General features: G+C 66.7%; 10 protein-coding genes. 4 read left to right on the top strand and 6 right to left on the bottom strand.

Annotated elements, in window-relative coordinates:
* Positions 1-15: 15 nt before the first annotated feature.
* Both AC5FRW_RS11960 and AC5FRW_RS11955 read left to right on the top strand, forming a co-directional pair.
* The gene (locus AC5FRW_RS11960) at positions 16-1,200 is read left to right on the top strand and encodes an AAA family ATPase (RefSeq protein ID WP_493568690.1); all 1,185 of its coding nucleotides are present in this window, start codon (positions 16-18) and stop codon (positions 1,198-1,200) included.
* 54 nt (positions 1,201-1,254) lie between these two features.
* On the top strand, positions 1,255-4,038 hold the full coding sequence (locus tag AC5FRW_RS11955; protein WP_493568689.1) for an AAA domain-containing protein: 2,784 nt from the start codon (positions 1,255-1,257) through the stop codon (positions 4,036-4,038).
* A gap of 9 nt (positions 4,039-4,047) precedes the next feature.
* On the opposite strand, the gene AC5FRW_RS11950 is transcribed toward AC5FRW_RS11955, so the two are convergent.
* Positions 4,048-4,185, bottom strand: a complete 138-nt coding sequence (locus AC5FRW_RS11950) for a hypothetical protein (protein ID WP_493568688.1) — start codon at positions 4,183-4,185, stop codon at positions 4,048-4,050.
* A gap of 194 nt (positions 4,186-4,379) precedes the next feature.
* On the opposite strand from AC5FRW_RS11950, the gene AC5FRW_RS11945 reads away from it, so the two are divergent.
* Positions 4,380-5,216, top strand: a complete 837-nt coding sequence (locus tag AC5FRW_RS11945; RefSeq protein WP_493568687.1) for a phosphatase PAP2 family protein — start codon at positions 4,380-4,382, stop codon at positions 5,214-5,216.
* A 46-nt stretch (positions 5,217-5,262) separates the two neighbouring features.
* Entirely contained in the window at positions 5,263-6,486 is a 1,224-nt protein-coding gene (locus tag AC5FRW_RS11940) for a lactate racemase domain-containing protein (RefSeq protein WP_493568686.1), read from the top strand.
* Between the two features lie 8 nt (positions 6,487-6,494).
* Here AC5FRW_RS11940 and AC5FRW_RS11935 read toward each other — a convergent pair whose 3' ends face one another.
* The 5 genes from AC5FRW_RS11935 to AC5FRW_RS11915 form a co-directional block, all read right to left on the bottom strand.
* On the bottom strand, positions 6,495-8,264 hold the full coding sequence (locus AC5FRW_RS11935) for a PH domain-containing protein (RefSeq protein WP_493568685.1): 1,770 nt from the start codon (positions 8,262-8,264) through the stop codon (positions 6,495-6,497).
* Positions 8,265-8,325: 61 nt separating this feature from the next.
* Positions 8,326-8,787, bottom strand: a complete 462-nt coding sequence (locus AC5FRW_RS11930) for a PH domain-containing protein (protein WP_493568684.1) — start codon at positions 8,785-8,787, stop codon at positions 8,326-8,328.
* A gap of 58 nt (positions 8,788-8,845) precedes the next feature.
* Positions 8,846-11,617: an ATP-dependent helicase gene (locus AC5FRW_RS11925; protein WP_493568683.1), complete on the bottom strand. Its 2,772-nt coding sequence runs from the start codon at positions 11,615-11,617 to the stop codon at positions 8,846-8,848.
* Between the two features lie 105 nt (positions 11,618-11,722).
* Positions 11,723-12,526, bottom strand: coding sequence for a DICT sensory domain-containing protein (locus AC5FRW_RS11920; protein WP_493568682.1), 804 nt, complete (start codon positions 12,524-12,526; stop codon positions 11,723-11,725).
* Positions 12,526-13,227 carry a DUF7504 family protein gene (locus AC5FRW_RS11915; protein ID WP_493568681.1) on the bottom strand — a complete coding sequence of 234 codons (702 nt, stop codon included), beginning with the start codon at positions 13,225-13,227 and terminating at the stop codon, positions 12,526-12,528. The genes AC5FRW_RS11920 and AC5FRW_RS11915 overlap by 1 nt, the downstream gene beginning before the upstream one ends.
* Positions 13,228-13,299: the final 72 nt, after the last annotated feature.

Below are 13,299 nucleotides of genomic sequence, written 5' to 3'. Positions count from 1 at the left end.
CGACAACACGATCACATGGTCGATCAGTCGCGGGACTTCGCCGTCGACGACGGGGCCGAGGCGTGTGTCGCTGTCGCAGAGCGCATCGAGTCGGCCGCCGTCGTCGAACGGACCGTCCTCCACGAAGTGCTCTCGGCAGTCCTCGCGAAGGGCCACGTGCTGCTCGAAGACGTTCCCGGCACCGGGAAGACGGTGACGGCTCGTGTCCTCGCAGAGGCACTGGGGCTCGAATTTACGCGCATCCAGTTTACCCCCGACTTGCTGCCGGCCGACGTGACCGGGTCGAACGTCTACAACGAACACGAGCGCAGTTTCGAGTTCGCCGAGGGACCGATCTTCGCCAACGTCGTGCTCGCCGACGAGATCAATCGCGCGCCGCCAAAGACCCAGTCGGCCTTGCTGGAGGCGATGGAGGAGGGACAGGTCAGCGTCGACGGGACGACCCACGACCTCCCCGAACCGTTCGTCGTCGTCGCGACCCAGAACCCGATCGAACAGGAGGGAACCTTTCGACTCCCCGAAGCCCAGCGCGACCGTTTCAGCGTCAAGACATCGCTTGGCTACCCCTCGATCGACGGCGAGATGGACCTGCTGGACCGGCGGGCAGGTCGCCGAACGCTGGCCCCGAGCGTCGAACCAGTCGTCGACGCCGAGACCGTACTCGCCCTGCAGGACCTCGCCGAGGACGTGATCGTCCGCGAGCCAGTCCGGCGCTACATCGTCGACATCGCCCGCGAGACCCGCGCCGACGAACGCTCCGAGGTCGGCGTCTCCCCCCGCGGCGTCCAACGGGTCTTCGAGGCGGCCCGGGCCAGCGCCGTCATCGCCGGTCGGTCCTACGTCGTCCCCGACGACGTGAAGCGACTCGCCGTCGCGACGATGGCCCATCGGATCGTGCTCTCGACGAACGCCACCGTCGAGGGCGTCGATGCGGCCGACGTGGTCCGTGACGCACTCGACCGGGTCGAGGTCCCGGCCGTCTCGCCGGACGCCCCGAACAGCAGCGGGTCGAGAAGCGAAACCGGCCAGTCGGAGCGTGGCGACCGCACTGCCACCGACGGCGAATCGGCGGTGACCGGCGTCGCCAGCGAGGGCGTGACGCCGGACTCCGTCACGAGTGACGGCCGATCGGCCGACTCGTCGGACACGGACGCAGCGTCGACCGATCGAACGGACGCGGCCGACGACGCCGATCGGTGAGCACGCGTCGGGCCGACCGACAGCGTTTTTCCCCGCCCGCTCCTGACTCTGGGCGTGCAATTACGCGGCGTCGCGGTCGAGGTGGGCGAGACCAAGACCGTCAACACACAGTACGGCGAGAGCGACCTCTGTGAGGTGACCGTCCGGCCCGACCGAGGGGCCGGTGAGCCAGTGACGGCGACGCTGTGGGGCAAGTGGACCGAGACCGGCGACGTGCTCGAACCGGGAATGGAGCTGGCGATCTACGACGCCGAAGAGCGCGAGTATCGCGGCGAGACCCAGTACTCCGTCGGCGGCGACGCCGCCGTCGTCGTCGAACCGGACTTCCTCGTCGACGTGACCGACGTGCGCTCGTGGGTCCAGTGCCCGCGGATGTACTACCTCAACAAGCTCTCGGGGACGCCACAGGCCTACCCGGTCGTCAAGGGGACCATCGTCCACGAGGTGTTCGGCGACCTGCTCCGCGGGCGCGACGTGGAGGAGGCGGTCACCGATCACGTCGAGAAGGCGGGCCTCGATCTGGGGCTGCTCGGCCGCGACGCCGATGAAGTCGAGACCGAGGTGAGCGATCACGCGACGGCCATCGACGGGTGGCTCAAGCAAGGGACTTTGACGGAAGCCGACGAATGGCGCTCGGAGATGACGCTGATCTCCGACCGGTACGGCATCAAGGGACGGGCCGACGCCGTCCGCCGGGGGATGCCGGTCGAACTCAAGACCGGGAAGAACACTCGCCGGGAACCGCGTTTTCAGGACAAGATTCAGGCGGCCTGCTACGCCCTGATACTGGGCGAGCGCCGCGACGAAGCGCCCGACACCGGGACCTTGCTGTACACGAAAAACGCCGCCGTCGAACGAACTGAGGAGTCGGGCGATCTCTCGCCGGCCAAGGAGTTCTCGATCAACGACGGCCTGCTGAACTTCGTCGTCCGCACGCGCAACGAGATCGCAGCGATGGAGTACGACGCCTCGGTGCCGACGGGCTACGAGGCCGACGCCAAGTGTGAGTACTGTTTCGAGCAGGACACCTGCATGGCCGTGTCGGGGCGTCTGGATCAGGAGTCCAAGGCCGGGCAGATCGGCACGCCGATCCCCGAGGAGGAGCGCGACTACTTCGAGCGGTTCTACGAGGCAATCGAAGCCGAGCGCCGGGCAGTCCACCGCGAGTACGCCAAACTCTGGGACCAGACCCCCGAGGAGCGGGCCGACGACGACCGCGCGCTGATCGACCTCGAACCGACCGGCCGGCGACAGCTCGACAGCGGGCGCTGGGAACTCCGGGCGCGCGGAACCGACGCCGTCTCGAAGATCCGCGAGGGCGACATCGCACTGGCGAGCGACGGCGACCCGGTCAGTGGGGACTCCGAGATGGCGCGCGTCGAGCGCCTGGGGCGCGAGGACGAACAAAGCGAGTCCTCGGGACGGGCGAGCGGTGGAACCGCGAGCCGCGAGGACGCCCGGCCAGAGATCGTCGTCACGACCGACGAGCCGGTCGCTCTCCGCCGGCTGGACGTGTACCCCTCCGAGATCGGAACCGATCGGATGCTGACGGCCCTGCACGACGCCTTGCTCACCCAGCCCCCCGAGCAGAAAGACGTGCTCTTCGGCCGGCGCGCTCCCGAGTTCGACGACGTGTCGGAGACGTTCATCGACAACAACGACGCCCAGAACGAGGCCGTCCAGCTATCTGTAGGGGCCGAGGACTGCGCGCTCGTCCACGGCCCGCCGGGGACGGGCAAGACCTACACGCTCGCCCGGATCGTCAGGGCGCTCGTCGAGGGGGCGGGGCAACGCCCCGCCGAAGAATCGAGCGGGGAGCAAAGCGACCCGAGAGAGAGCGGCAATCGGGTCCTCCTGTCGGCCTTTACCAACCGGGCGGTCGACAACTGTCTCGAAGCGCTCGAAGACCAGGGCTTTACGGATATCGTCAGGCTGGGCACCGAGAGCGGCGTCCGCGAGGACATGCAACACTATCGGCTGGAGACCGCCGGTGACCCGGACGACTGCGTCGGGCGACTCGAAGACGCCAGCGTCGTGGCCGCGACGACGGCTTCCTGTGGCTCGCGGGTCGCAAAGACCCAGTCGTTCGACGTCGCCATCGTCGACGAGGCCGGCCAGCTTACCGAACCGGGGACGCTCGCTGCCACGACGCTTGCCGACCGATTCGTCCTCGTCGGCGACCACCAGCAGCTACCGCCGGTCGTCCAGTCCGAGGACGAGACCCTCTCACAGTCGCTGTTCGAACGCCTCATCGAAGCCTATCCCGACGCCGGGGTCCTGCTAGATCGTCAGTACCGGATGGCCCAGCAGATTCAGGCCTTCGCCTCCCGTGAGTTCTACGACGGACAGCTACGACCCGCCACAGGGGAGGTAGCAGCCCAGCGTATCGACGACCTCGCGGGCGTCGAACGCGATGAACTCCCCGAGCACCTCCGGGACGGCGTGAACTTCGTCGACCCGGACGGCCACGTCCAGGGCAACACGAACCCCGAGGAGGCCGCCGCCGTCGCCGACGTGGTCGAATCGTATCGGGCAGCGGGCGTCGACGAGGCGGACATCGGCGTGATCGCGCCCTACCGCGCGCAAGTCGCCCAGATCAACAAACACGTGTCCGAGAGCGTCGCTGTCGACACGGTCGACCGGTTTCAGGGGTCGAGCAAGCCCGTCATTATCGTCTCCTTCGTCGCAACTGAGAGCCTCGACGGCCCGATCTTCGAGGACTATCGGCGGATCAACGTCGCGCTCACGCGAGCAAAGAAGGCACTCGTCCTCGTGGGCGACGAGGGTGCGCTCTCGACCGACGATCTGTACGCACGGATGGTCGAGTGGGCACAGTGAGTCGGGCGCTCACCCGTCCAGCGATTCGATCCGGTTCATCCGGCACACGGGACAGCAGACGACCGTCTCGTGTTCGGGCACGCCGAATCGTACCTCACAGGTCCGACAGCGGTAGTCGATCCGGTCGGTGGTGGTAATCTCGGTCATAGAACCACCACCGATTCCGTCGATACGTTCGCTCCTGCACTCGGCGGTTCGTGACTCGGGAAAGCGACCATTTTGTACCCTCTTGTGCATACAGTTTTGCTCGGGGCAAGGCTATCAGTTATTGCCAGCTACCCACGAAATCGGTGCCGAGCGGTGCCGATCTGTTTAAGTGATGGTGACGAGACGAGTTCGCTATGTTCCGACTCGCTGGACTCTCACGCGAGATCTGGGCGGCGGTGCCGGCGTGGCTCGTCGATCCGATGGGCGTGATCACGGCTTTCGGCGGTGCGACGGTGCTGCTGTTCGTCCTGTCCGTGCTGTACTGGCTCGGCGAACGCCGGTCGACGGCGACGGTCGTCAGCTACGCTTTCGTCGCACTGGCGACGGTGATCCTCGTCAAGACGGCGCTGGGACTCCCGCGGCCACCCGAGTCGGTGCGGCTGATCGCGCTGGAAAACGATCCCTACGGCTTCCCGAGCGGCCACGCCGTCGCCGCCGTGGTCGTCTACGGCGGGCTTGCGACGGTTCGGGACCGACTCGACGACGCCCGCGTCGTCGTGGGCGTCGCCCTCGCGGTCGCGCTGATCGCGCTCTCCCGGGTCGTCCTCGGCATGCACTACCTCGGTGACGTGCTCGTCGGGACGCTGTTCGGGCTGGCGATCCTCGCGGCCTGCTGGCACGTCGTCGGAAAACGGCCCGCCCGAGCCTTCACCGCCGCCGCGGCCATCGCAGTCGGTGCCGTCGTCGTCACCGGCGCGAGCGAGGAGGCCGTACTCGCGCTCGGCGGGAGTCTCGGGGGCGCGGTCGGCAGTCGCTGGATCGACGCCGCCGGTACCCTGCGCTCGCGCCTGGAAGGGGGCGTGCTGGTCGGCGTCGGTGTCCCGTTCGCACTTCTGGTCGATCAGGCCGGTGATGCCGTCGCCCCGCCCATCGCAGCCTTCGTCTACGCCTGCCTCGTGACCGGCATCCTCGTGCTCCCCATCGCGGTCGCACGCGTGCCCTTCCTGCCCGACCGGACGACGACCGCATAGCGCCGGGACAGAAAGGCACACGGCGCTGGCCGTGCAACTGCGAGCCATGAGTTACCACGTCGAGTACGGTCGAGACGGGCTTTCTTTCTCACTCCCGGACTGTTCGGTCACCGTTGGGACACCGTCCGGTGGCGAGGCTGTCGATCCCGCCGAGGCAGCCAGCGCCGCTCTCGCCGATCCACACGGCCCACCGCTTTCTCACCGGGTCGACCCGGACGACACCGTCGCAATCGTCGTCACCGACGTGACGCGAGCGACGCCCGACGGCGTGCTACTGGACGCCTTACTGGCCGAACTGGAACGCGCTGGCGTCTATCGCGAACAGGTAACCGTCGTCGTCGGACTGGGTCTCCACCGGCCGATGACCGACGCCGAGATCGAGCGCGCACTGGGCGACCACGCCGATCTGGCGATCAATCACGATCCCGACCGGACCGTCGCCGTCGGCGAGGTCGACGGCGTCCCGATCGAGATTCACGAGACCGTCGCGGCCGCCGACCGGATCGTCTCGACCGGGATGGTCGAGCCACACCAGTACGCCGGCTTCTCCGGTGGTGCGAAGACCGTCGTCGTCGGTGCGGGCAGCGAGTCCCAGATCCGGTACAGCCACGGCCCGGCGCTGCTGGGCGAGGATGGCGTGCGCCTCGGTCGCGTCGACGGGAACCCCTTTCGGGACTTTCTCGACCGTGCCGGCGACCGCGCTGGCGTCGACTTCTGTCTGAACGTCACCCACGGCCCCGCGGGGATCATGGACGCTGCGGCGGGCGACTCGCGGGCCGTCGTCCGCGACCTCGCAGCGACCGCCCGAACGGCCCTCTCCGTCGAAGTCGACAGCGAGTACGACGCGGTCGTCGCTGGCGTCGGCGCACCGAAGGACGCGAACCTCTATCAGGCGACGCGGGCGGCGACCTACGTCGCGCTGGGTGATCGGAATCCACTCCGCCCCGGCGGTCGGATCGTCGTGCCGGCGACGCTCGCGGAGGGCGCGGGCGACGGGACCGGCGAACAGCGGTTCTACGAGTGGCTCTCCGGGGCCGACACTGCGTCGACACTGTACGACGAGATGGCCGCGGGCTACGAGGCGGGCGCACAGCGGGCCTTCGTCGTCGCCCGCGTCCTGCGCGACTACGACGTGTGGATCACGAACAGTCAGTCATCCGACGTGGTCGAGTCCTGTCTCATGCACGCCGCCAACAGCGTCGAGGCGGCCATCGAACCCGGCAGCGACGTGCTCGTCGTCCCCGAGGCGTTGCACACGCTGCTTTGCTGACTGTCGGCCTACTCTTCGAGCGGCGAATCTTCGCCCGATTCCGTTCGCCCACTCGACGCGCCGGGGCGTTGCTCGTCGCCCGGATCACCCGGTGACTCGTCAGCCGGGTCGTGAACTTCGCCGGCCTGCTCGGCGAGGTAGGCCGCCAGCGCGTGCCCGCGGTCGCCCCGTTCTCTCGCCCTGAGATCAGCCATCAGGTTCGACCGAAGGGTACCGTGTAGCTCACGTGCGGTCGCGTCGTCCACGTCGTGGGCCGTCGCGTCACCGCCGATGAGACTGGCGGTACTGGCCGTGTCGGCTGTGACACTTGCGAGTGCGAGGCGACGCTGAAACACGGTCCGTGAGTCGATCACCGTCTGGACGCGGTAGTACGGGACGAACCGCGTCGCCTGAACGAGGACGCCGCTCCGGGTGGCAAAGAGGTGATCGAGGACGGCAAAGCCACGGTGCTTCCACGTCAGATGGCCGGCGACGACGGTCAGCGGGAGTAGGACCAGTGGCGCGTACCAGTACGGAATCGACACCGCGACCGAGGGACCGCCCGGAACCGGGATGGCGACCCCGTCGACGACACCGAGGACGGCGGTGATCGCCAGCGGGACGAGCGAGTACCGGACGGCGTACCGTCGTCGCGACCGGGTCGGGAGCGACTCCATGGCCGGCGTTTCGGCGTCGGTCAGCGCCTCGGCGAGTGCCAGCACCGTCTCACGGTCGTCCAGTGGGATCGCCGTGTTGCTGGCGTCCTGACTGCCCGATCCCGGCGCGTAGCCGGCGGTCTCGACCGCGAGTGCCGCGTAGCCCAACTGCCGCATCAGGACGTTCTCGCGGACAGTCACGGTCTGGATCTTCGCCAGGGGAATCGACCCGCTGTACTCCTGTATCAGTCCCCGACGATAGCGCAGATCGTCACCCACGTAGTCGATCTGGAATCCGTAGTACTCCGTGATGGTGAACGCGGCGCTGAGGATCCACGCGGCCAGCACGAACTGCGCGGCCGCTACGATGCCGACCAGCAATGCCTCCGGCGTCGAGTAGGTCGCCAGTCGTTCGAGCGAGACCGTCGCCGGGCCGCCGACCGCTTCGACCGTCGCCGAGAGCACGCGGAGTGCGTACTCCTGTGCGAACGGGACACTGAAGAGGACCACCGCGGGCGCGGCCGGCCGGAACGAGACCAGCGCGAGTGTCAGCAGATCGCCCGTCGACAGTTCGTACAGGCGCTCTTCGGTCGGTTGCTCGATCGACCGCTCGCTCGCCGTCTCGTCGGCGTCCGTCACCGAGGCCGCGCGCTCGCCCTCAGCGGAGCCGTCGGTCGTCTCGGAGCGGTCAGACTCCGTCTCGCGCTGGCGATAGCGGGCGACCTCGGACTGGAGGTCGCTGGCTTCCTCGGCGGAGACGGCGTTCAGCGTCGCCTCAGTCGCGCTTCCCCCCGCCGTCTCGAACTTCACGACGGCGAGTCCGAGGAGTCGCTGGAGCGGCCCACGCTCGATGTCGACGTTCTGGATCCGACTGAGCGGAATCGCCCGCTCCTGCCGGTCGAAGACACCGGAGTTGACCGACAGCGTGCCCCCGGAGAGTTCGTAGGTAAAGCGGTAGTAGCGAGCGACGCCGTAGGCCGCTCCGATCAGTGCACCCAGTGGCGCGAGGACGAAGACGGCCACCAACGGGACGAGATCCAGCGGCCCCGACAGCATCATCCCGACGAAGAAGCCGAAGGCACCGATACTGAGCGCTCGATTGAGGACGTTGCCGACGGCGCTGATCGGGTGCAGGCGGTTCATCGTCGCCTCCGCCGACGCTGGGTCGGTCGCGCCCTTGGCGGTTTGGCGTGGCGAACGACGATCATACCGCGTCGGTACCCTCGCTCTCGGCGGCGAGTTCGCGCAGTTGCTCGCGCAGTTCCGTCGCTCGCTGGGGTCGCAGGCCCGGAATCCTGATGTCGGCACCGCGAGTGCCGGCGGTGTAGACGACGACACTGGAGAGACCGACCAGTCGCTCGATCGGCCCTCGCTGGGTGTCCGTGTGCTGGACCCGGACGTAGGGAACTGAGGTGTCGACCTGTGTGATCACGCCGCGGACCAGATAGAGCGCGTCGTCCTGAATTTCGAACCGCCAGCGACGAAATCGAAGGACTGCGTGAACGGTCCCGGCGAGCGCGATCACGAGGAGGAAGCCGCCGACGGCCACCGTTCCGATCGGCAGGGCAAATCGATCGACGGCGGCCGCGACAGCACCGAGGACCGCCGCGAGCACGACGGCGCGTCCGATCCAGAGGACCTGCACGCGGGGATTGATCGTCTCCATGCTCGAATTCGGGACCGGTGCGATGAAAAGCGTTGGTGTCAGATCGGCCCGCACATCGTCACCCCTCGGCAGGGCGACGTTCGTCGTCGATTGTCTCGATCACGCGCTCGTGGAACGCCTGCAGGACGGCGCTCTCGTCTTCGGCCAGCACCACATCACTCGCCAGCAGCGTCGCCAGCCCGAAGGCACGTGGCGACGGCGAGTCGACCCGGACAGTCTCGACGTCGATGTCGCCGCACTGGATCGCCCCGGTAACGTCCTCGATGGCGGCGACGTTGAGCTTGTCTTCGAGGATCTCGCGGTACGTCTCCTCGACGACGGCGAACTCGCCGAGGTCCTCGGCGAACGAGAGCAGCATCTCGGCGTTGACCTGCTGCTCGCTGGCCGATTTCTCGTAGCCCTTGTAGCGCTTGAGGATCATCAGGGCACGGGTCGCGTTGATACGGAAGTATCGCTGGAGGAGGTCCGTCCCGTCGAGGCTGGCCCGGAGGTCCGCGCGGACCTCGGTCGGGTCGATGTCCTCGACAATGCCGGTCACGTCGACTTTGCGGTTCAGCGGCATCGAGAGCGTGAAGCCGTTGTCGGCGACGGCGACCTGTACGTTCGCGCTGGCGCGCTGGGCGACGTGGTAGGCCAGCAGGCGCGAGAAGCCGTCGTTGAAGCGCCGACCGTAGCCCGAGTGGACGTAGTAGCGGCGCTCGTACTCGTCGTGGTCCAGTGCCTCCTCGACGACGAGTCGCTCGTCGGTCGCGACGCTCGCCGAGCCGGCGTAAGCGACCTGTTCGGCGAACATCCGCGTGATCGCCCGGACCGTGTTCTCGTCGAGCGGTAATTCCCGAAGCCACAGGCGGACCTCCGGCGGGCCGCCGGTGGCGAGTCTGTCCAGCAGTTCGCGCTGAAACGTGAGTATCTCGCGGCCCAGATCGTACGAGAGGGGGAGGCGTTCGGAGAACCACGAGGGGACTGTCGGGCGCGCGCTCGTCCGGTCGACGTACACCTTCGAACCGCGACGATAGCGGTACTCGAAGTGGTCCCCACCGAGGACGAACACGTCGCCGGATTCGAGCGTGTCGAGGTACTGCTCGTCGAGTTGGCCGACCCACTCCTTGCCCGAGCGGGTGTACACGTCACAGGTGAACGAATCGGGGATCGTCCCGATGTTGGTCATGTAGATGACGCGGGCCATCCGCCCGCGCTTACCGATCAGGTGCTCGCCAACGTCGTACTCCTCGTAGTGGTGCTCACCGTCGGGCCGGTCGTTGGTATCGCGCCAGATCTTGGCGTAGACGTTCTTCTCTTCCATCCCGGGGTAGTCGGCGGTGAGATAGCGACACAGCTGTTCCCACTCGTCGTCGGTGTAGTGCCGGTATGGGTAGGCCCTGCGGAGGATCGCCTTCACGTCGGCTTCCGGCCGAATTCGATTGATCGCCATGCCGTAGACGTGCTGAGTCGCCACGTCCTGTGCACGCTCGGGGACGAACACCCGGTCGACGAACCCCTCCTCGGCCTTCTTGAGCATGACGGCACACTCGACAAGTTCGTCCCGGTCGAGCGCGACGACGCGGCCCGTCACCGTCTGGCCCAGTTGGTGCCCCGCCCGGCCGACGCGCTGGAGCAGAGCAGCGACGGACTTGGGCGAGCCGACCTGCACGACGAGGTCGATGTGGGGCATGTCGATCCCCAGTTCCAGACTCGTCGAGGTCGTCACCACGTCGAGCGTGCCGTCCTTCAACTGTTCCTCGATCTCGTGACGCCGTTCTTTCGAGAGGCTGCCGTGGTGACAGCCCGAATTGTCCTCGCCGTAGGCGTCGTAGTCCTCACGAAGATTGTGCAGCACTCGCTCCGCTCCCGAGCGCGTGTTGGTGAACACGAGTGTGTTGGTGTGATCCTGTATCAGGTCGTGAAGCTGACTGTAGAAGCGGCCCTGAATCACGTCCTGTGGCGTGTCGATGAGGTCGTCGGCCGGCGTCGTCAGCTTCATATCGAACTCGCGGGCGAAGCGGGCGTCGACGATTTCGCAGTCCCGCGGAGTCCAGCCGTCGTCTCCGTCGGCTGTCGCCCCATCGTCCGAGGCGGTCCGTTCGCCACCGACGAGGAACTCGGCGACCGTATCGAGCGGTTCGACCGTCGCCGAACAGCCGATCCGGGTCGGTGACTGCTCGGCCATCGCCTCCAGTCGCTCCAGTGCCACCGCGAGGTGGGTGCCGCGTTTGTTCTCGGCGAGGCTGTGAATCTCGTCGACGATGACGTACTCGACGGTCCGAAGCTTCTCTTTGAACTTCGGACTGTTGAGCAGGATGGCGAGGGTCTCGGGCGTCGTGTTGAGGATGTGTGGCGTCGTCGAAAGCATCCGCTGGCGCTCGCTGTCGCTCGTGTCGCCGTGACGGATGGCGTGGCGAAGGTCGACCGATTCACCCCGGTCGTCCAGCTTTTCGGTGATACCGTCGAGTGGCACCTCCAGATTCCGGTGGATGTCGTTTGCCAGTGACTTCAGCGGCGAGACGTAGAGGCAGTAGACGCTGTTGTCGAGGTCGTCGTCGCGGGCTTTCGCGAACAGATCGTCGATGATCGCGGTGTAGGCACTCAGGGTCTTGCCGCTGCCCGTCGGGGCGGCGATCAGAGCGTTCTCGCGGTCGTCGATCAGCGGGATCGCCTCCTTCTGTGGCGGCGTGAAGAAGCCGCCGTTCTGGGGGACGTACTCGCCGAACTGTTCGATCCACCACTCCCGAACGACGGGTGCGAGCCGTTCGAGCACGTCACCGTCGTCGATGTCGACGGTGTCGGGATCGAAGTCCGGGTCGACGCTCGCGAGTCGCTCCCGTGTGTCCATTGCTTGCCGGGGAGTAGGACTGCGTGGGCAAGTGCCTTCGGACCGCAGCGGGTCCGTCGAGTCGATGCCTGGTCCGACCGGTGACGCGCTGTCACCCGCGGCGATTCATCGGTTCGGCGTCCAGTCCGACCGCAGTACCGAAGCGTGATCCTCGGCGGCGAGTTCGTACAGACGGTCGACTGTCTGTGGATCGGTCGTCCAGTAACTGTCGTAGGTTCGGTGCTCGGACGACGCGGTCGGTGGCACCGAGTCGCGCTCACGCTGGTCTGTGACCGTCGCCTGTGGGTCGGTACACTCCTCCGAGACGAGCGCCGCGTTTCGAGTCGGCTTCCCTGCGCCATCGAAGAGGAGGAACCAGTAGGATTCGAGTTCTCTCCCGGTGTCTTCGACGACGGTAAACGACACCCCGGAGAGGTCAGTGTCTGGATAGCCGTACACGATCACCTCGACGCCGGTTTCGGCGAGGCGTTCGTACACCTCGATGGTCCGTTCGGAGTGTGCGACAGCGGAGAGACGCTGGAATCCGGCGTGGATCACGCCGTCACCGGTTCGCCAGGCCCGGCGCTCGAACTCCCGAGAGATCCGCACCATGTCCTCGATCGAACGGCCCGGTTTGACGGTCGTGCGCTGGTCTGTCGACAGCACCTCCGGGAGCGCCGTTTCGTCGCTGTCGTCGGCACTGAGACGGGCAGCCAGTGACGACACCGAGACGACATCCAGCAGTTCGTCGCCCTCGTGGAGGAGACCGACGTTCGTCGGTGTCTCGTACTCCGGCGTGTCCGCTCGCAACTCGACACCGTAGTTCCCGAGGCGCTCTGTAAGCGTCTGCCACTGCTCGTCCGTCCCGTCGAAGTTGTACACGGTGAGTGTCACCGTCTGGTTCCCGAGGTAGTCGAGGAGGCTTCTCATTATTTCCCCCCGGCCTTAGTTGGGTCGTAGTCGTACCAGTCGGTTTCCCGTTCGCCACGGCGTCTGAACGTCGTCGTGCCGTCTTCGATCCGGACCTGGATCACGCGGTCGAACAACTGGAGGAGTTTCATCAGCGTCGTTTCGTCGATTGCGTCGTCGTCGAGCACGGAGACGATGGCCCGGTTCGACTCGGCGGCGCGACGGTTGAGGTCGTCGACGAACCGAAAGACACGGTCGAAGTCGGTGTAGATCAGCAGCGTCGTGAGGGTGTCGACGAGGATGTACTGCCCGCCGTGTCCGATCGCTTCGAGGCGGTCGAACCCCTTCGAGAGGGCGATCCCGATCCCGGTCAGATCCGCCGGCGAACCGACCGAGACCGTCCATCCGTCGGTGATACCTTCCGACTGGGTGACGTCGCTCGCGTCGATCAGGAGGGTTTCGTCGGCGGACGCTGCCGTCGGCAACAATGGTTCGAGGCGCTCGCGGCACTGGGCCGCCGTATCGCTCGTCGTGACGATGATCGGAGTCTCTGGGACACCGACTGCGCCGGCCACGGCCGCCATTGCGAGACTGCTCTTGCCACTCAGTGCTGGTCCGTACACGAGTGTGTTCTCGTCTTCGCTCTCGTCGGGGAAGATGACCGTCGCGGGATCCGCGCTGGTGACCTCCGACCGATCTGTGTATTGGTCGCGTCGCGCCACTTCCTCAGCATTCGCGCCCAGAGATAATAGCTATTCGTCTCCACAGGTCCCAAAACGCTAACCCGATTACGA

It is taken from the genome of Halomicrobium sp. HArcht3-1 (assembly GCF_058933345.1).
This window is presented reverse-complemented; position numbering and strand designations above follow the sequence as displayed.

Bases quoted from the DNA above. Each gene is read 5' to 3' on its own strand.
- AC5FRW_RS11920 (WP_493568682.1), bottom strand. From the start codon at position 12,526: ATGAGAAGCCTCCTCGACTACCTCGGGAACCAGACGGTGACACTCACC.
- AC5FRW_RS11925 (WP_493568683.1), bottom strand. From the start codon at position 11,617: ATGGACACACGGGAGCGACTCGCGAGCGTCGACCCGGACTTCGATCCC.
- AC5FRW_RS11940 (WP_493568686.1), top strand. From the start codon at position 5,263: ATGAGTTACCACGTCGAGTACGGTCGAGACGGGCTTTCTTTCTCACTC.
- AC5FRW_RS11935 (WP_493568685.1), bottom strand. From the start codon at position 8,264: ATGAACCGCCTGCACCCGATCAGCGCCGTCGGCAACGTCCTCAATCGA.
- AC5FRW_RS11930 (WP_493568684.1), bottom strand. From the start codon at position 8,787: ATGGAGACGATCAATCCCCGCGTGCAGGTCCTCTGGATCGGACGCGCC.
- AC5FRW_RS11950 (WP_493568688.1), bottom strand. From the start codon at position 4,185: ATGACCGAGATTACCACCACCGACCGGATCGACTACCGCTGTCGGACC.
- AC5FRW_RS11960 (WP_493568690.1), top strand. From the start codon at position 16: ATGGTCGATCAGTCGCGGGACTTCGCCGTCGACGACGGGGCCGAGGCG.
- AC5FRW_RS11945 (WP_493568687.1), top strand. From the start codon at position 4,380: ATGTTCCGACTCGCTGGACTCTCACGCGAGATCTGGGCGGCGGTGCCG.